The 19437-nt window shown below is 64.7% G+C and carries 14 protein-coding genes, 1 tRNA gene and 1 pseudogene; 8 read left to right on the forward strand and 8 right to left on the reverse strand.

Going from position 1 to position 19437, the window contains the following annotated elements; translation table 11 throughout:
* Positions 1-2 precede the first annotated feature (2 nt).
* The 4 genes from JQ592_RS04000 to JQ592_RS04015 all read right to left on the reverse strand — a co-directional run bounded on the left by JQ592_RS04000 (position 3) and on the right by JQ592_RS04015 (position 3053).
* On the reverse strand, positions 3-170 hold the full coding sequence (locus JQ592_RS04000) for a hypothetical protein (RefSeq protein ID WP_211401602.1): 168 nt from the start codon (positions 168-170) through the stop codon (positions 3-5).
* Positions 160-675, reverse strand: coding sequence for a DUF1127 domain-containing protein (locus tag JQ592_RS04005; protein WP_211401603.1), 516 nt, complete (start codon positions 673-675; stop codon positions 160-162). Before JQ592_RS04005 ends, JQ592_RS04000 begins: the two co-directional genes overlap by 11 nt.
* A gap of 271 nt (positions 676-946) precedes the next feature.
* On the reverse strand, positions 947-1672 hold the full coding sequence (locus tag JQ592_RS04010; protein WP_211401604.1) for a response regulator: 726 nt from the start codon (positions 1670-1672) through the stop codon (positions 947-949).
* A gap of 430 nt (positions 1673-2102) precedes the next feature.
* Complete coding sequence (locus JQ592_RS04015) at positions 2103-3053, reverse strand: c-type cytochrome (RefSeq protein WP_211401605.1); 951 nt, start codon at positions 3051-3053, stop codon at positions 2103-2105.
* 366 nt (positions 3054-3419) lie between these two features.
* Here JQ592_RS04015 and JQ592_RS04020 point away from each other — a divergent pair, with 366 nt between their 5' ends.
* A complete protein-coding gene (locus JQ592_RS04020; RefSeq protein ID WP_211401606.1) occupies positions 3420-4772 on the forward strand; it encodes a glycosyltransferase in 1353 nt (450 codons plus the stop codon).
* Positions 4773-4861: 89 nt separating this feature from the next.
* Positions 4862-6175: a multidrug effflux MFS transporter gene (locus tag JQ592_RS04025; protein WP_211401607.1), complete on the forward strand. Its 1314-nt coding sequence runs from the start codon at positions 4862-4864 to the stop codon at positions 6173-6175.
* On the opposite strand, the gene JQ592_RS04030 is transcribed toward JQ592_RS04025, so the two are convergent.
* Positions 6159-7343: an MFS transporter gene (locus tag JQ592_RS04030; protein ID WP_211401608.1), complete on the reverse strand. Its 1185-nt coding sequence runs from the start codon at positions 7341-7343 to the stop codon at positions 6159-6161. The two genes, JQ592_RS04025 and JQ592_RS04030, sit on opposite strands and share 17 nt — an antisense overlap.
* A 23-nt stretch (positions 7344-7366) precedes the next feature.
* Positions 7367-8758 (reverse strand): FAD-binding oxidoreductase, encoded by a 1392-nt coding sequence (locus JQ592_RS04035; protein ID WP_211401609.1) that lies wholly within the window; start codon positions 8756-8758, stop codon positions 7367-7369.
* 114 nt (positions 8759-8872) lie between these two features.
* Between JQ592_RS04035 and JQ592_RS38205 the strand changes: the two are divergent.
* The 5 genes and pseudogenes from JQ592_RS38205 to JQ592_RS04055 form a co-directional block, all read left to right on the forward strand.
* Positions 8873-9103: pseudogene (locus JQ592_RS38205) on the forward strand (winged helix-turn-helix domain-containing protein); the annotation flags it as partial.
* Positions 9104-9250: 147 nt separating this feature from the next.
* Entirely contained in the window at positions 9251-10456 is a 1206-nt protein-coding gene (locus tag JQ592_RS04040; RefSeq protein ID WP_246820167.1) for a tetratricopeptide repeat protein, read from the forward strand.
* Between the two features lie 293 nt (positions 10457-10749).
* Positions 10750-12384: a flavin-containing monooxygenase gene (locus tag JQ592_RS04045; protein ID WP_211401611.1), complete on the forward strand. Its 1635-nt coding sequence runs from the start codon at positions 10750-10752 to the stop codon at positions 12382-12384.
* 79 nt (positions 12385-12463) lie between these two features.
* Complete coding sequence (locus JQ592_RS04050) at positions 12464-13657, forward strand: serine hydrolase domain-containing protein (RefSeq protein WP_211401612.1); 1194 nt, start codon at positions 12464-12466, stop codon at positions 13655-13657.
* 187 nt (positions 13658-13844) lie between these two features.
* Complete coding sequence (locus JQ592_RS04055) at positions 13845-15809, forward strand: sigma-54-dependent Fis family transcriptional regulator (RefSeq protein WP_211401613.1); 1965 nt, start codon at positions 13845-13847, stop codon at positions 15807-15809.
* Positions 15810-15844: 35 nt separating this feature from the next.
* Here JQ592_RS04055 and JQ592_RS04060 read toward each other — a convergent pair.
* Positions 15845-15919 (reverse strand) — tRNA-Gln (locus JQ592_RS04060).
* Positions 15920-16169: 250 nt separating this feature from the next.
* Here JQ592_RS04060 and JQ592_RS04065 point away from each other — a divergent pair.
* Entirely contained in the window at positions 16170-17948 is a 1779-nt protein-coding gene (locus JQ592_RS04065) for an acyl-CoA dehydrogenase (protein WP_211401614.1), read from the forward strand.
* Positions 17949-18164: 216 nt separating this feature from the next.
* On the opposite strand, the gene JQ592_RS04070 is transcribed toward JQ592_RS04065, so the two are convergent.
* Positions 18165-19403, reverse strand: a complete 1239-nt coding sequence (locus tag JQ592_RS04070) for an MFS transporter (RefSeq protein WP_211401615.1) — start codon at positions 19401-19403, stop codon at positions 18165-18167.
* Positions 19404-19437: the final 34 nt, after the last annotated feature.

Consider the following 19437-nt stretch of genomic DNA (forward strand, 5'->3'; position numbering starts at 1 on the left):
GCTCAAGGGCTTTTGATGGAAGCGCGATGATTTCGTGAACGCGGCCATCCCCAGACGAGGGGACGCAGGCCGAACATGCCGGCCTTGAAGCCGTCCGACATCATCGAACGGCAGGCAGCGTGGCACACGCCCAGCCCGGCGCAGGCGAGGTAGACCACGTCAGCAATCATGACAGTACCTCACCGTCCGCTCGATTTCCGAACGGCCGCGGATTCCGAGATCGCGCAGTGTCCGGTCGTCGAGTTCCGTCAAGGCCGCAACGGCTCTCCTGATCTCGCGCTCCCGGCGCAGATGCGACAGCAGAACTGTCAACGTCTCACCGGCCGAGCGCAGCCAGCTCCAGCGCCGCTCCGTCTGCGCGTCGAGCGGCAGGACGCGATCGAATTTGACGACATTGCCGCTCCAGGTTCCGCCGGCATCGGCGCTCCGCACCGGCTGCGCCGGCTCGCCGGCGTCCGGGTACGGCTCCCAATCCCGCCGCGCCGCGAGGATTGCATGAACCGGCATGGCTGCGGACGGATGCAATGCGGCGCCATAGAGGGCAAACCCTTCCATGAAGGCAAAGGCCACCGACCGGATCAAGCTGACCTCCCGGTCCGGCGCTGCAGCCTGCAGCGCGGAGTCCGAACCAGTCTTCGCCTGGTCCAGCCTCGCGGTGCGGGCGAGACGGGCCACGCCGCGGCCATCGGACCAGGCGGCCCGCCCCCCGTCGGGCTCTGCATCATCCGGCCGAACGGAACGGATCACATTGCGAGAATGCCTCTTCATCGTAAATCTCCCACACGCTGTTCGTGGGAGGCAATGTGGAGGCCGGGCGTTACAGCGAAATCACCGTCATCGGCAAAGGGGTTACAGTTGCAATCCCGCGGCCGCGCTTCTGTTTGAGCAAGGCCGTTTCGAAAGACAGCTGCACACGTTGCGCTGGCGCGGCCCTGCGGATCCAGATCTAGAACGGTTCTACGGGAACCGCGAAGACATAACCGACACCGCGCTCGGTCTGGATGACGCGCGGCGCACTCGGATCGGCCTCCAGCTTGCGCCGCAGCCGCAGCACCTGAACGTCGATGCTGCGATCGAAAATGTCCTCGTGGATACGGGTCGCCTGGAGCAGATGCTCGCGGGTCAGCGGGCGTTGCGGCGCCTCGAGGAAGGCCAGCAACAGGGCATACTCCCCCTTGCTGAGCGGAACCGGCGTTTCACTGGGATCGATGAGCTTGCGGCCACGGCGTTCCAGCTTCCATCCGCCGAAGCGATAGCCTCCGCGCTCGGGATCGCGGGCGCGCGCGGCCCGGCCCATCTCCTGTCGCCGCAACACCGCCCGGACACGCGCCAGCAGTTCCCGTAAGGAGAACGGTTTGATGATGTAGTCGTCGGCGCCGAGCTCGAGCCCGACGATGCGGTCGATCTCATCCGGGCGATGACCGGTCGTGATGATGACGGGCACGTCGGAATGCGAACGGATTTCCCGCAGCAGGTCCAGACCGTCCTCTTGACCGAGGCGAAGGTCGAGAATGATCAGGCTGGGCTGACTGGCTTCGAGATAGTGGTTCAGTTCAGACCTGTTGGACGCCGCCCGGGTCGGGACATTGTGCTCCTCCAGATATCTGATCACCATCTGTCGCAAGGTCGGATCGTCGTCGACGACGACGATGTGGCCAACATCTGCAAGCATACTTCTCTCTCAAAATCTGCCGTCACCAACCGGGTCACGTTCAAGATCGGCAATCATTCAAATTAGTATCAGCGACAGCCAAAAAGATCGGCATGCGCCGCCGCTGTCCATGATGTTTCGATGACGCCATAAGCCGGTATTTCTGCGGCCAAGTCCGCAGGATGTCGCAGACGTGAACCATCGTGATGCTAGCTAATGCTACTTTTGAGCGATTCCAGTGTCCGCGCCTGCACGGCTGTTCGCCGGTGACGAAGGGACTGTTCGGCAGTGACGACGGGCTGCGTCGTGACGGCGACTCGACCGCGCGCAACTTTATGGAGCGCAGCGTCGCCAGCAGCCGCGCGCCATGCCCCCACGTGTTCAGCATGCACACAAGTCGCGAACGTGCAGCCGGGCGAGACCAGCCGCACGGATCATTCGCCGGGATGCGTCAGGAGCGGGGCAGACCCACGAGGTACTGGTAGATCGCGGCGAGCTCGTCGTCGTCCATCCGCCCGATGGGCCGCCATGGCATTTGCTCGTTGAGCCGATGTCCGTTCGGATCGACGCCCGTGCGCATGGTGGCGATGAACTGCGCCTTGCTCCAGTCCTTGACGACACCGAGATCGGGTCCGAGCGGCGGCAATTGTCCGGGCACGCCGCCTGCGAGATCCTTGCCGTGACATTCGCGGCAATCCTGATAGGACAGCAAGTACCTGCCATAGCGGGCTGTCGGCCCCTTCGGCGGCGCGATGATCACACCGGTGAACACCGGCTTGGCATCCGGCAACAGCCCCGCGCCCAGCATCGCAAGGCCCAACAGGGTGAAGCGATCCGGAGGCTCGGGCGTCTGCCCGCCGCTCGCGGGCAAGCTGCGGATATAGGCGATCACGGCATGGGTGTCGTCGTCACTGAGCCGGCCGGCATTGGTGAAGGACATGATCGCGAGCCATCGCCCGCGCGCGTCGACGCCATTGCGAATGGCGCGAAAGATCTGGCCGTCGGACCAGTGCTTCAACGCTCCGGCAGGGGTCAGGTTCGCGGGCACGAAGGAGCCGATGGGAAGCGGGAGATCCCTGCCGACGTCGCCGCCACCCGACAGCACGCCGCTGTTCGAGTGACATCCGGCGCAGAAGCTGTCGGCGACCGCCCTGCCGCGGGCAATCCGTTCCGGCGTGGCCTCGACCTCGAGATAGGGGACCGGCGCGGAGCGCGAATGCTGCTTGACGAGGCCGGCAGCCATCAGCGCGCTCACGCCGGACAGCGCAATGGCCGGCAGTGCCGCCAGGACCACGCCGCACCATTTCACGAGAGGATGCCTGGCCCTCAGGGCGCATGCGCCGGACCAGACCAGAAGCGCGATGAGAGTAACGATCGCAGCCAGGGCGACAATATTCTGCATGGCCTTCCTCAACGAATTCTGCGCGGCGTCGAAGCCTGCGCAAATATGCCTGTCGTCAATCATCGCCTTCGGCTGAAATAGCTGCTCAATATCTGCGGCCCGCCGACCGGCGCTCCAGCGGCTTACGAGCGCGCCATTACCGTCCCGTTTCGTCGCAGGGCGCTCGCGTTACAATTGTAATTCCTGGCCGCGGACGTCATCACCGCCTGTACGACCGGCCCCGGCGGCGCCACGATGCGTTGCCGCCGTAACCATTTGGCGATCATCGGAAGCCTCGGTGTAACGACGATCCCCTCAATTGCCTCTGCTCAATCGAGCGGCCGCCCTGTTGGCGACCGAGCATCGATCATCAAGAGGTCAACTCCCATGAAGATTCTTATCGCTTCGACGCCTGCGACGGGTCATCTCAATCCGATGCTGGCGATCACGCAGATCCTGGTCGCCGAGGGCCACGAGGTTGCCTTCATGACGGGCACCGCCTTTCGTGCCCGCGTCGAGGCCAGCGGCGTCAAATTCTTTCCGCTGCCGGAGGGTGCGGACTTCGATCCGAACGACATCTTCTCGCTGGTCCCGGAACTGAAGTCCATCCCACCGGGGCTCGAGTGGTTCCGCGTGGCGCTGGAGCGCATCTTCGTCGACGCCATTCCCGCGCAACACCAGGGACTGCTGCAGGCGCTGCAGCAGTTTCCGGCCGACATCATCGTCGGCGACGACATGCTGTTCGGCGTGCTGCCGATGCTGCTCGGACCGCGCTCGCAGCGACCGCCCATCGCGCTCTGCGGAACCTCGTTCCTGCATTGGGCGCGCGAGGACGGTGCGCCGAATTTCCTCGGCTTGCCGCCGGCAGAGACCATCGAGCAGCGCGATCAATATGCCGCCAAGGCCCGGGAGTTCGATGCGGCGGTCGATCAACCGGTGGCACTGCGCCTGAACCGGGCGCTGAAAACCCTCGGCGTCGGGCCGATATCGATGCCGCTGTTCCATTCGGTGGTCGCGCTCGCGGATGCCTATCTGCAATTGTCCGTGCCGAGCTTCGAATTTCCCCGCGAAATCCCGTCCTCGGTGCATTTCGTCGGCACGCCTCCGATCATTGCCAACCAGGTTCCGCCGCCGTCATGGGCCGAGGAGCTCGACGGTACACGCAAGATCGTTCTGGTGACGCAGGGAACGGTGGCCAACCACAATTTCAACCTGCTGGTCGCCCCGACGCTGGCGGCGCTGGCCGACGAGCCCGACATCCTGGTGATCGCGACCGCAGGCGGCCGCCCGGTGAACGCCATTCCCGGCAAGGTCCCCTCGAACGCACGCATCGCCAGCTATCTGCCGTTCGAATGGCTGCTGCCGAACGTCGACGTGCTCGTCACCAATGGCGGCTATGGCAGCGTCAACCAGGCCATGAGCTTCGGCATCCCGCTGGTCACCGCGGGATTGACCGAGGACAAGGCCGACGTCAACGCGCGGGTCGCATGGTCCGGCGTCGGCATCAACCTCGAGACCAACGAGCCGACGCCGGAAGCCATACGCAATGCGGTGCGGGCGGTGCTCGACCAGCCGCGCTATCAATTCCGCGCAACGCAGATCGCCGACGAGTTCGCCGAGATCGACACGCGGGCGGAAATCGTCCGGATCATCGGCGAACTCGTGACCGACGAGACCGAGGTGTCACGACTGCGCGCGACCGCTGCGAGCCAGGGACGGCGTGCCGGCCGGCGCGCCTGATCGCTGTCGCTTGAGGGAATGATGGAGCGCGGCGCCACCGCGCTCCATCGCCTCGTGAAGCTTCGCCACACGCCTTCGGATAGTCGTCCATGCGGATCGAACCGAACTCCTTTGCATTCACGGTGCTGCTCGGCGCTCTCGCGGCCGTGCCGTATTCCGGCATCGACATCAATCTGCCGGCACTGGCGGCCACCGGCGCCACGCTGGGCACGAGCGCCTCGGACGTCGGGTTGACGATGAGCGCCTTCATGCTCAGTCTCGCCACGGCGCCGCTGATCTACGGACCGGTCTCCGACCACCTCGGCCGCAAGCCGGTCCTGGCATTCGGCCTTGCGCTGTTCGTCGCCGCCAGCATCAGTTGCGCGCTTGCCACCTCGCTGCCGCTTCTGCTGGTGTGCCGCTTCTTCCAGGGGATCGGCGCCGCCGCAACCGCAACGACCTTCGCCATCATTCGCGATCTGTTCGACGGCGATGCCGCGCGCGGCAAGATCGCCAACGTCATGGTCGCGGTCAACGTCGCGACCGTGATCGCGCCGACGGCCGGGGCTGCCCTGCTGGCGGCGGCCGGCTGGCGATCGATCTATGCGACCCAGGCCGCAATCGGCCTGATGCTGCTGGTGGTGGTGATGTTTCGCTTCGCCGAGACCGCGCCCGAGACCGCGCGCTTGGCTCCTTCCGCGCGCCTCGTTCGGTCCTCCGTGACCGACAGCTATCGTCGGGTGCTGACACATCCGGTTTCGTTGCCTTTCATCCTGGTCGGCGCCGCGGGTGGCGCGACGGTGTTTGCCTACGTCACCGGCGCCTCGCTGTTCTTCGTCGGCGCCGTCGGGCTCTCGCCCGCGCAATACGGACTGATCTTCAGTGCCTGCTCGGCGTCCGTGATGGGCGGCGCCTTCCTCGACGGCCGGCTTGGCCGGCGCGGGATATCCTCGAGCCGCATGCTCACGACCGGGCTGACGCTGTCGTCGGCGGCGAGCGTCGCCCTGCTCGCGATGACATTGGCCGGCTGGATGCCCACGGCGCTCGTCGTCGTGCTGCTGATGGCGGTGGCGCTCGGCTTCGGACTGAGCGTGCCGAACGTGATGAGCGCGACGATGCAGCACCTCCCCGGCATCGCCGGCGCCGTCAGCGCGGCTGCCGGGAGCGTCCAACTGATCACAGGTGCCATATCGAGCGGGCTGGTGGCCGCGCGTTTCGACGGACGGACCGCGCTGTCGATGACGGCGGTGATGGCTGCATCGTCGCTCCTCGCCCTGGGCCTTTATCTTCTGGTCGCGCGTCCCGCCGACCGTCGCCTCCAATCGCCAGCGCCGTCGCCTTCCTGCTCTCGACGGAAGCGGCCGCCATCACCGGAAAGCAACTCGTCATCTGCGGCGGCGGCTCGCTCTAAGTGGGAGCTCTAACGCTCCCAGGCGACCGATAGCGGCCGGCAACGATACGGCGGAAGAGCCACAGCACGACGGGACAAGCCAGAAGCGCTGCGGCGCCGAAGTCGAGCGCGGCGCTCGCGGAGCCAAACGAGGTGGAGAGCTTACCTCCGATCGCCGGTCCGGCCAGCATGCCGGCGTAGAAGACCGTGTAGAATAGTCCCATTCCGATCGGCCGCATCTTCTGGTCGAGCACACGCGCCGGCAGGCTCATGATTGGCCCGGCAGGCAGGCCGCAGAGGATTCCAAGAGCCACGATGATGGCAAGCACCATGCCGCTTCGCGACAGAAGAAGTGTCAGGACGGCGAAGGCGATGCAGCCTGTCACGAGGATAGCCTCGCCGCGCCTGGTCCGATCCGCGAGGAAGCCGCCGAACGGAACCGACAGCGCGGCGAGCCAGAGCACGATACTGATGGTCGATCCGGCTGCGGCACCGGACCAGCCCTGCTCGACGAGCATCGACGGGCCGAAACTGAAGATCATCGCGAAGCCGATGTTGTAGAGGCACCAGATCAAGCCGGCGGCAATCACGGCGCAGATCGTCTCGGCGGTCAGGCTGCCGCGCGCGCCTTCCACCGCGACGGCCGCATCAGGCGTGCGATAAATCAAGGCGATGACGCCGAGCCCGATCAGGATCAGCCCTGCGACGGCAAGATTGACGGCATGGAGCCCGAGCACGGCTCCGATTGCCGGCAAGAGCATGAGAGAGAGAGCGATGCCGGCCGGCCAGGAGTTGATGAAAATGGCCATCGCGGTGGCGATTTCCCGACCGGCAAACCAGTCCGCGACCATCTTGGTCATCAGGACGTTCAGGAGAACGCCGCCGATGCCGGCCGTCAGCCGGCCCGCGATCTGCACGCTCCATGACGTCGACGTGGTCATCAGCAGCTCACCGGCCAGCATCATCAGGAGACCGGCGAGGACCGTCGCCTTGTCGCCATAGCGGCGGCCGATCGCACCGCCAGGCAGGGCAAGCGCGGTGCCCGGCGCGAAATAGAGTCCAATCAGAACGCCGATATCGGCCAGGCTCGCGCCGAGACTCTGGCTGAGCTGTGGCGCGACGGCGGCAACGCTCTGAAACTGAAAGGCGATGGCGGCACGCGCGACGAACAGAACAGCGAGAATGGTCCAGCGGCTTCGCATTGGGGGCGCTCCGATACCATCAATTATGTCGTCGGCGGGATATTCTGGTTCAGGCGGAAGAAATTGGTCGGATCATACTTGGTTTTGAGCGCGGCCAAACGCGAATAATTCTCGCCATAGGCGTCGCGAATGCGATCCTCGCCCTCGTCGCCGAGATTGTTCGCATAGACGCCGCCGGTCGAATAGGGCCTGACGGCGCTCCACAGCTCGCGCGCCCAACGCATATTTGCGTCGTCATCGGCCGGATCGTCCCAGATCGCGACCGGGAAGCAGTCGAACGCCGCATCGCGGTTTGCATAGGGCGAGTCGGATGCCGGAACCCGCGCGATTGCGCCGCCGACGTGCTGGAAAACCAATAGCGAAGAGGTGTTGGGCGCTCTTGCATAGGCGTCGAGCAGCGCGTCGATTGCGCCCGCACTGATCTCGCGCAGGAACTGCGCCTTCCAATAATAGCGACGTCCCCGCGGAAACAGGGCATCGCCGCCCGACTGAATCTCGAGATAGGGGACGGTTGCGAGGCGCGTCTCGACGGGAGAGCCGAACTCGACAATCGGTGAAAGGGCCTGCTCGCCGTCAAGATGCGAGCCGACATAGCAACCGGTGATGCTGAAGAAACGCTCGCCCGACGGCAGCGTGACGAGGGCAGCATCGACGTTGACATCGTCGGCAGCGCTCCGGGCGAATTGATCGTAGAACCGCATGGCCTCGCGCGCCTGATCGTAACGATGAAGCGCCGACGCGACGAGCAATGACGTGCCGATGGAATGGAGCCGGTATTCGAACGCAGTCACGATGCCAAAGTTGCCGCCGCCGCCTCGGAGGCCCCAGAACAGGTCGGGATGTTCGGTCGCGCTGGCCCTCAGGATCTTGCCCTCGGCTGTCACCACTTCGGCGGCAATCAGGTTGTCGCAGGTCAGCCCGTACTTTCGCCCGAGCTTGCCGAAGCCGCCGCCGAGCGTGAGCCCGGCGATGCCGGTGTCGCTGTTGACCCCCATGGTGGTCGCCAGACCGTGCGCCTGCGTGGCACGATCGAACTCGCCGAGATTGAGGCCCGCCTCTGCGCGCGCGGTGCGACGGACCGGATCGACGTCGATGCGTTTCATCCGCGACAGGTCGATGACCATGCCGCCGTCGCAAACCGAGAGCCCGGCGACATTATGGCCTCCGCTGCGAACAGCCACCGGGACCATGCGGGATCTCGCGAACGTCACGGCCTCGACCACATCCTGCACATCCGCGCAGTAGGCGATCATGGCCGGCTTCTTGTCGATGGCGCCATTCCAGACCTTGCGCGCCTCGTCGTAGCCGGCGTTCCCCTTGAGGACCAACTTGCCCTTGAGCCGCAGCTGTAGGGCGGACCAGGGTTCGGCCTGCGATTGGCCCATCAAGTCGTCGTTCGGCTGCCGCTGCTCCATCTGATTTGCTCCTCGCCGCCACTGCCCATGCCATGATCTCACGGAGCGCCAGATCGTTTCCTGAATCGAAGCGGAAAAAGTTGCAAATTTCGCCAAAAATGGTGTCTCTAGGCCATGGCGACGATCTACGAGTTTGGTCCCTTTCGTCTCGAGACAGACGCCGGCACGCTGTTTCGCGAAACCGAGCCGGTTGCGCTCGGCGGGCGAGCGGTCGCACTGCTTCGGCTGCTGCTGGAGCAGGCTGGAAAACCGGTTGCCAAGGACGCGCTGATGGAGGCGGCCTGGCCGGGGCTCGCTATCGAGGAAAGCAATCTGACCGTACAGATCGCAGCGCTGCGCCGGACGTTTGCAGACGTCGAAGGCGGCAGCAGTTGGATCGAGACCCTGCCGCGCCGCGGTTACCGCTACGTCGGCCCGCCAGCCGCGGCCCTGTTCGACAGCAGCCGGCAAACGTTGCTCCCGTCTACTCCCTCCGACAGGCCATCGATCGCCGTGCTGCCGTTTTCGAACTTGAGCGGCGATCCGGCTCAGGACTACTTTTCCGACGGCGTCACGGAAGACGTCATTACGGAATTGTCGCGTTTCCGGTCGCTCTTCGTCGTGGCCCGCCATTCCAGCTTCGTCTACCGCGCCAGGACGTCCGACATCAGAGAGGTCGGCCGCCAACTCGGCGTACGATATGTGGTGGAAGGGAGCGCACGCCGGCTCGGAAAACGGGTGCGGGTCACCGTCCAGCTTCTGGATGCCGCGAGCGGCTTCACCCTTTGGACCGAGCGCTACGACCGCGAGATCGAAGATATATTCGCCATCCAGGACGAAATCGTCGGCAGAATCGTCTCAGCGCTGCCCGGCCGGGTCGAGGACGCAGGCCGCAAGATCGCAAGAGGCAAACAGACCTCGAACATCACGGCCTACGATCTCGTCTTGCTCGGGAACGAGCGATGGCGTCAGTTGACCGTGACGAGCATGGATGAGGCGAGAGGTTGCTTCACAAGGGCCGTGGAGCTCGATCCGGCCTATGCACGCGCTCACGCCAATATCGCCTGGACGATCGTCTGTGCCGCGTTTCTGGAATCACCCGCCGCGCCTTCGCTGGACGATGCGCGTCGCGCGATCGAAATCGCGCTCGACCTCGATGAAAATGATGCCTGGTCGCACGGCGTCTTCGCCCAGCTTCTTTTCCTGCAGAAGCGTGACCAGGAGGCCGAAACTCACTTCAAGCGAGCTCTGGCGCTCAACCCGAACGATGCCGACGTCGCCGCGGCGTTTGCCAACATCCTGGTCTACTGGGGACATTGGCGGGAAGCGCTCACATGGATCAAGTCGGCCAAACAGCTCAACCCGTTTCCACCCAACATCTACCATTGGTATCACGCACTGGCGCTTTATTCGGCGCGCGACTACGAACAGGCGATCAAGGTGCTCAGGGAGGCGCGATCGAGCGATCGCTGGTCCCACGCGCTCCTTGCAGCGTGCTACGCGCAAACCGATCGGCTGAGTGAGGCGGATATCGAGGTGCGCGCATTCATTCGAGAGCGAGGCCTGGAATTGAGTGAGCGTGGTGAAGCGCTGCCGGTCAACACGCTCGAACTCGCCCGGATGCGCGCCGCCAGGTATAGAGATCCGAGCGACCGCGACCATTTCCTCGACGGGTTGCGCAAGGCCGGCCTGAGTGACGGGCGCGCCGATTTCGCCTAGCGGCCGGCGCGGCGGAAAAATCGGTCTGTTGGGCACTCGGCGGAACAGGACCATCAACATCATCACATCGGCAGGCACCTGTTTGCAGGGGCACGTCGATCGAAATCCGGTCCAACCAAGCTCATCCAGTTCGAATTTCGAACGGATGCGGCATAGATATCGCGACTACCAACTCAATCACTGCAAGCGCTTAAGCCAGAAACCTGATCTGGCACGCAATCTGCGTTCCCCAGCTTCCATCTCTCGCGCCTCGCGGTGGGGAGGAGAACAGGTTCTGACATGGGAGGGAATGCATGAGTGAGTACAAGACCAACGGCGCGCGTAAGCATGAAAGCCTGGACGCAGTGGTGATCGGTACCGGGGTTGCCGGCCTTTACCAGCTCTACAAGCTGCGCGACGAACTGGGCCTCAAGGTCAAGGCCGTCGATACGGCCACTGGCGTCGGCGGCACCTGGTACTGGAATCGCTATCCGGGGGCGCGCTTCGACTCCGAGGCCTATATCTATCAGTACCTGTTCTCGGAGGAGCTCTACAAGGGCTGGAGCTGGAGCGAGCGCTTCCCCGGCCAGCCGGAGATCGAGAAGTGGCTCAACTACGTCGCCGACAAGCTCGACCTGCGCAAGGACATCCGCTTCTCAACGACGGTTGCCAGCGCCGTCTTCAACGAGGCGACCCAGCGCTGGACCATCACGACCGACACGGGTGACACCATCGACACCCAGTTCCTGATCACCTGCACCGGCATGCTGTCGGCGCCGCTGACGTCGGTGTTTCCCGGACAGGAGACGTTCAAGGGCACCCTCGTCCATACCGGCCGCTATCCGAAGGAGAAACTCGATCTCGCCGGCAAGCGCGTCGCCGTGGTCGGCAATGGCGCCACCGGCATCCAAGTGATCCAGACCATCGCCGGCGAGGTCGGCAGCCTGAAGGTGTTCGTGCGCACGCCGCAATACATCATCCCGATGAAGAACCCGAAATACGGGCCGAAGGAGGTTGAGGCCTACAAGGCGCGGTTCGAGGAATTCCGCAAGGTCCTGCCCCACTCGTTCACCGGCTTCGAATACGATTTCACCAACGGCAACTGGAAGGATCTCAGCCCCGAGCAGCGTCACGCCGTCCTGGAGAAGATCTGGGATGAAGGCTCGCTGCGGCTGTGGCTCGCCTCATTCGTCGAGATGTTCTTCGAGGAGGAGGTCAGCGAAGAGATCTCCGAGTTCGTGCGCAAGAAGATGCGCGCGCGCCTGAAGGACCCCAAGCTCTGCGAGGCGCTGATCCCGACCGACTACGGCTTCGGCACGCATCGGGTCCCGCTCGAGACCAATTACCTGGAGGCTTTCCACCAGGCGAATGTCGAGCTGGTCAGCGTCAAGAACAACCCGATCAAGCGGATCACGCCGCAGGGCATCGAGCTCACCGACGGAACGTCGTATGGGCTCGATGTGATCATCCTGGCCACCGGCTTCGACGCCGGCTCCGGTGCGCTGACCCGCATCGACATCCGTGGCCGCGACGGACGCTCGCTGAAGGAGGAGTGGAGCCGCGACATCAGGACCACGATGGGGCTGCAGGTCCACGGCTACCCGAACCTGTTCACGACAGGCGCGCCGCTGGCGCCGTCGACGGCGCTCTGCAACATGACGACGTGCCTGCAGCAGCAGGTCGAGTGGATCAGCGATTGCATCGCTTATCTCAAGAAGAACCATCTGAAGGTCATCGAGCCGACCAAGGATACGCAGGATGCCTGGGTCGCGCATCACGACGAGGTCGCAAACACCACCCTCGTGACCAAGACGCACTCCTGGTACATGGGCTCGAACGTCGACGGCAAGCCGCGCCGTCTGCTCTCCTATATCGGCGGCGTCGGAACCTATCGCCAGAAGTGCGATGAGGTCGCCTCCTCTGCCTATCCCGGCTTTGCCAAGCAGTAACGACACAGGGGGCCGCGCAACCATTTTTGGCTACGCGCGGCCCTGCATTCCGCATCACACAACAAATTTGGAGGAACACATGACCAAGGACTTCAAGGCGGCGGCCGACGCCATTCTCCATGAGACCGTCACGACGGACCAGGGCGTCCCCGGCGTGGTGGCGATGGTGACCGATCGCACCGGCAACATCTACGAGGGCGCCGTCGGCAAGCGGCGCACCGACCAGTCGGCGCCGATGACGACCGACAGCAGCTTTGCCATCTTCTCGACCACCAAGGCGATCACCGGCACGGCCGCGTTGCAACTGATCGAGGAAGGCAAGCTCGACCTCGATGCCCCAGCGAAGACCTACGCGCCCGACATCGGCAAGCTGCGGGTGATCGACGGCTTCGATGCCAAAGGGCAGCCCCGGCTTCGCGCCCCGAAGCGCGACGTGACCACGCGCATGCTGCTGCTGCACACCGGCGGCTTCGGCTACGACTTCTTCAACGAGAACTATCTGCGGCTGGCGACCGACCACGGACAGCCCAGCGTGATCACCTCGTCGAAGGCCGCCATAATGACGCCGCTGCTGTTCGATCCCGGTTCGAAATGGGAATATGGAACGAACATCGATTGGGTCGGGCAGGTTGTCGAGGGCATCACCGGCAAGCGGCTCGGCGAGGTCTTCACTGATCGCATCTTCAAGCCTCTCGGCATGGCCAACACGACATTCGAGATCAACGATGCCGTGCGCAGCAAGCTTGCTGGCGTGCACGCGCGCAACGCCGACGGCTCACTGACCCCGATGGACTTCGAACTGCCTGCAAATCCCGAGGTGCATATGGGCGGCCACGGCCTCTACAGCACGGTCGGCGACTACATGCGCTTCATCCGCATGTGGCTGAACGACGGCGCCGGCCCGCACGGCCGGGTGCTGAAGCCGGAGACCGTGACGATGGCCGAGAAGAACCAGCTCGGCGATCTCAAGGTGACGGCGCTGCCGGGCGTCATCAAATCGCTCTCGAACGATGCCGAGTTCTTCCCGGGCCTGTCGAAATCCTGGGCGTTCACCTTCATGGTCAACGACGAGAAGGCGCCGACGGGACGCCCCGCAGGCGCGCTCGGCTGGGCGGGGCTGGCGAACCTGTTCTACTGGATCGACCGTCAGAACGGTTTTGGCGGCTATTGGGCAACCCAGATCCTCCCCTTTGCCGATGTGGCCTCGTTCACCGGCTACATGCGTTTCGAAACCGCGTTCTACGACAGCCTGAGCCAACGCAAGGCGGCGTAAATTTCTTTGCGGCTTGAGGCCTTTAACTCGCCTCCGATCTCACCCTTTTGCAGTGCGGTCGGAGGCGAGCCTGATAGCACCAAGGTCGGGGTACCCGGTTGCGTGTTTCCATGGATGGCTTCACAATCAGGAGATAAAGCTCGGGGTCCGGCAGATTTGGACCACTCAGCGCGTCAAAGGAGGGAACGTGTTGGGGCAGACGCCAGAGGATGCTTTCGCCACTCCAGGTATCGAACGCGACGTTCTGACGAGCTGGGAACGCTTCCTCTCCGGAAGCAGCAGCGCGCGTCAGCAGGTCGTGCGATCGGCGATCACCGATTCCTGGCAGCGCTGCCAGCAATCGGCGGTCGACTATCGGCGTGGCCAGGCTCCGATGCCGATCAGGGATGACAGGTTGCAGCGCCTGCTCGACAAGCGCAGCCGTCTTGTCCAGGCCGGCGCTTCGACGATGGCGCTGGCGCGCGACTACATGCTGGAAACCGGCACCGTGATGGTGCTGACCGATGTAGACGGCGTCGTGTTGCGTCTCGAAGGTGACACCAAGCTCGCGCTCCGCGATGCCGTCGAAAAAACGCATCTGCTACCCGGCAGCAACTGGAGCGAGACGACCTGCGGAACGAACGCGATCGGCACCGCGCTCGAAACCGGGCAGCCGATCCAGGTGCATGCCACGGAGCATTTCTGCTCCGGCATCCATCGCTGGACTTGCTCGGCCTCTGTCATCCGCGATCCCATCGACGGCGCCGTGATCGGCGTGATCGATATCTCCGGATTGTCTTCATCCTATGGGCGGCCGGCACTCGCATTGGCGATTTCGGCGGCGGCGCGCATCGAGGCGCAGTTGCTGCAGATGGAGCTGGACGCCCGCTATCGCCTGCTCGATCAATGCTTCTGGATGCTGCCGCCTTCGGATCGGCATCACGCCGTGCTGTTCGACAGCGCCGGACGTCCGTTCAAGGCCAGTGGAGAGATGTCGCAGATCATGCGGGATCTCGGCGCGCCGGGAGGCCAGTTCGGCTTTCCCCTGCTCGGCAGCCGCGATGATCAGCTCTGTGGCACCTCGCGTCCGGCATGGATCAAGGAGGAATGGCTGAAGGCGGTGGTGCACCAGGGCGAACACCTCGGCACCGTGATGGTTGCACCGAAGCCGGCCGCATCTGGCAAGCTGTTGTCATCTGCGCGCAGCGAGGCCTTCGCCAATGCCGTCTACAGCAGCCCGAAGATGCACAGTGTGGTCGAGAAGTGCCGCCGCGTCGGCAAATCCGCCGCGCCGGTCCTGCTGCTCGGCGAGACCGGCGTCGGCAAGGAGGTGTTCGCGCATGGAATCCATGCGGCGTCACCGCGCCGCAACGGCCCATTCATCGCCGTCAATTGCGGCTGCGCCTCGCGCGAGCTGCTTGCCAGCGAACTGTTCGGCTATGTCGACGGCGCGTTCACCGGCGCGAGGCGCGGAGGCATGGCCGGAAAGATCGAAGCCGCCGCGCGCGGCACGCTGTTCCTGGACGAGATCGGCGAATTGCCGCTCGACCTCCAGCCCATGTTGCTGCGCGCGCTCGAGAGCGGCGAGATCTCCAGGATCGGCGAGACCGCGGTGCGCAAGGTCGACTTCCGCCTCGTCGTCGCGACCAACCGCAATCTGCAGGCGGAGGTGGAGGCCCAGCGCTTCCGCAAGGACCTGTTTTATCGGCTCGCCGTCGTCCCCGTCGACATCCCGCCGCTCCGCGAGCGCTGCGAGGACATTCCGCTGCTGCTCGATCATTTCGTCGCCCAGGCAAGCGCGCGCTATGGTCTTTCCGATCGCCGTTTTGCGCCGGAGACGATTGCGAAGCTGCAGCGTCATGATTGGCCCGGCAACGTCCGCGAGCTGCGCAACCTGGTCGAGAGTGTCATGCTGACCGGCAACGGCGAGCTGATCGAACCTTCGGACCTGCCCGAGACCGTCCGGGGACCAGAAACGCCAAGCGAGCGCGATCCGGGTCTGTCTCTCGCCGAGTCTTCGGAACGTGACTTGATTTCGCGTACGCTGCGGTCGTGCAACGGCAACGTGACAGCCACCGCCTCCGCGCTCGGTCTTGCCAAGAGCACCGTCTATGCGAAGCTGCATCGTTATGACATTCGCTTCGACCCGGGCTCGGCAAGGTCTTCTCGATAGAGCTGTTTATATAGTGAGCTCAGCGGCTTAGGCTCTGGCTGGGGCGGGAGGGATCGAACCTCCGAATGGCGGAATCAAAATCCGCTGCCTTACCGCTTGGCTACGCCCCAACAGGCGACCTCGGGACGGCGGAAGAACTGGCTACCGCAGATTCCCGTCGGTCGCAGCCGGTCTATAGGGTGCGGCACGGCATTTCAACCGCCTGGAGGGGCAAAATACCACAGCCCCCGGGATCGGCCGCGCCACACTCTATTATAGGGTCCGGGCGGAGGGCCTGAGCCATTCTGGCCTACGGGCAGTTGAGACCGCCGGCATTTCATGGGAATACCGCGGCCAAGACCAGTCCCCGGGGAGTGAACCATGACCTACCGCGCGCCGATCTCTGACATGCTGCTGTCGCTCAACCATGGCGCCGGCCTGAAGGCGGCGGTGGACGCCGGCCATTACGGCGATTTCGACGCCGACATTGTGGCCGCCGTGCTGGAGGAAGCCGGCAAGTTCGCAACCGACGTGCTGGCGCCGCTCAACAAGATCGGCGACGAGCACGGCATCAAGCTGGATGCCGGCAAGGTCACGACTGCACCGGGCTGGCCCGATGCCTATAAGCGCTGGACCGAGGGCGGCTGGAACGCGGTCTCGGGGCCCGAGGATTTCGGCGGCCAGGGCCTGCCGATGGCGATCAACGCCGCCTGCACCGAGATCTGGAGCGCGGCCAACGTCGCCTTCGGCCTCTGCCCGCTGCTGACGGCCTCGGCGATGGAGGCGCTGGATGCCCATGGCAGCGACGAGCTGAAGAAGATCTATCTCGAAAAGCTCGTCTCCGGCGAATGGACCGGCACCATGCAGCTGACCGAGCCGCAGGCCGGCTCCGACGTCGGCGCGCTGCGCACCCGCGCCGAAAAGCAGGCCGACGGCACCTATCGCATCAAGGGGACGAAGATCTTCATCACCTATGGCGAACACGACATGACCGACAACATCGTGCATTTCGTGCTCGCGCGCCTGCCCGACGCGCCCGCGGGCACCAAGGGGATCTCGCTCTTCCTGGTGCCGAAGTTCATGGTCAACGCCGACGGCTCGCTGGGGCAGCGCAATGACATCTTTGCCTCTGGCGTCGAGCACAAGCTCGGCATGCATGCCTCGCCGACCTGCACCATGACCATGGGCGATCATGGCGGCGCGATCGGCTTTTTGATCGGCGAAGAGAACCAGGGCATGCGCTGCATGTTCACGATGATGAACCAGGCGCGGCTCGGCGTCGGCCTGGAGGGCGTCGGCGTCGCCGACCGTGCCTATCAGCAGGCATTGTCCTATGCGCAGGAGCGCAAGCAGGGCCGCGCCATCGGCAAGAAGGGCGAAGGCTCGGACGCGATCTTCGTACATCCCGACGTCAAGCGCATGCTGATGCGGATGCGGGCGCAGACCGCGGCCGCGCGCACCATCTGCTACGCCACCGCCGTCGCGCTCGACGTCTCCTTGCGAGCCAAGGATCCGAAGGTGCGCGCCGACGCCGCCGCACGCGCGGCGCTGCTGACGCCGATGGCCAAGGGCTATTCCACCGACATCGGCAACGAGGTCGCCTATCTCGGCGTGCAGGTGCATGGCGGCATGGGTTTCATCGAGGAAACGGGCGCCGCGCAGCATTATCGCGACGCGCGTATCACCGCGATCTATGAGGGCACCAACGGCATCCAGGCGATCGACCTCGTGACGCGAAAGCTCGCGGCCAATGGCGGCGCTGCCGTGTGGGCGCTGCTCGACGAGCTCTCGGCCACCGTCAAACAGGTCGAGGCCTCCAACGATCCCGCTTTCGGCACCACCGGGACAAAACTGCGCGAGGCGCTGCAGGCGTTGACGCGCACCAGCAAGTGGCTGCTGGAGCGCGTTGCCTCGGCGCCGAACGAGGCGCTGGCCGGCGCAACGCCTTACTTGCAGCAGTTCGGCGCGACGCTCGGCGGCTGCCTGCTGGCCTCCGAGGCGCTCGCCGCGAAAGCCGACGGCAATACGGATGCCGCGCGCTACGTCTCGCTCGCGCGCTTCTTCGCCGAGAACATCAGTGTGCAGGCCGGCGCGCTCGAGCGCACCGTGACGGAGAGCGCGGAGTCGGTCGCGGCGGCGGACGCGGTGTTGTTGGGGTAAGCTCGCGACTACTCACTGCGATGTAGAGAGGTCCCTCCTCCCCCAATTGTCATTCCCCGCGAAGGCGGGGAATCCAGTACGCCGCGGCCTCTCGATAGGCAACGAACGTCTCGGAGTACTGGATCGCCCGACCAAGTCGGGCGATGACAGCGAATGTGCGGAACGCGCGTGGCACACGCATGCAGCTGTCCCGGATTGCGCTGCGCTCCATCCGGGCTACGAAGCTTTGACCTCAGCCCTTCTCCCCGGCCGCCACAGCACGATTCCCGCGGCGACGAGATCCAGCAGCACGCACATCGCAAACGCCGTCGTGTAGTTGCCGGTAAAACTCCGCACGAGGCCGACGATGCCGGGGCCGAAGGCGCTGACGACGCCGCTGATCGAGGTGCCCAATCCCATCGCGGCGGCAAAGGCGGCGGAGCCGAGCTCGCGCTGGATGATCAAAGGCGGGAACGTGATCATGTTGCCGATCGAGAAGCCGTAGACGGCACAGCACGCCAGCAGCACCGTCGGATTCGTGCTTTGAATAAGCACGAAGAGCGCGGCGGCCTGGCTCGTCATCGACGCCGCGCAGGCGAGCCGCGGATCGAGCCGGTCGACGAACAGGCCGAGCGACAGGCGTCCGACCACCGCCATCGCGGCCATGATGGTCACGGCAAGGCCCGCGTTGGCACGCCCGATCAATGGCTCGAGGAACGTCACCTGGTGGATGATGAATCCCATCTGCGCCAGCAGCGCGATCGCGATCGGCAGCACCATGGTCCAGAACGCCGCATTGGCGAGCAGCGCCTTGCGCGAATGCACTGGAGCGGCTGTGCCGGCGCCGGAGGAGCGTCCACCCGATGCCAATGATGTCCCGCCGGGCCAGCCGATGAAGCCGACGACCACCGGCAGCACCAGCACCACCATCACAATCGTTGCCCCCAGCATCGCCGAACGGAAGCCGATGCTGCCGGTCAGCGACAGCAGCAGCGGAACGAGGATGATGCCGCCGCAGGTCGCGCCGTTGAAGGCGAGGCTGAGCGCGAGGCCGCGGCGCCGGTCGAACCAGGAATTCAGCACGGTCGCGATCACCACGGTGCCCATGCCGGTCCAGCCGACCGACATCAGCGCATAGGCGAGATAAAGCTGCCAGGGCGTCTGCATCAGCGCCAGCAGCACGGTCGAAGCACCCAGCGCGGAAAGCCCGCACAGGATCAGCGAGCGCAGCCCGATGCGGGCAAGCAAATCGTCGGTGAAGATGACGAGGACGGAGGTCAACAGAAACGAGAAGGTGCTGGCCGCGGAGACCAGCGTGCCCGGCCAGCCATGGGCGCGCTGGAGCTCGGCGAGATAGACGCCCTGCCCGTAGAGGCCGAAGCCGAACATGAAGAAGGCCATCAGGAAGCAGGCCAGCACGACGCGCCAGCCGCGGTAGGACAGCGAAGATTCGTCAACGCTCGTTGCGGCAACCATCAATCGCGCAATCGGCCAAGTGGAACGGCAGAGG

The sequence above is a fragment of the Bradyrhizobium iriomotense genome (assembly GCF_018129405.1).
GTDB lineage: Bacteria > Pseudomonadota > Alphaproteobacteria > Rhizobiales > Xanthobacteraceae > Bradyrhizobium > Bradyrhizobium iriomotense_B.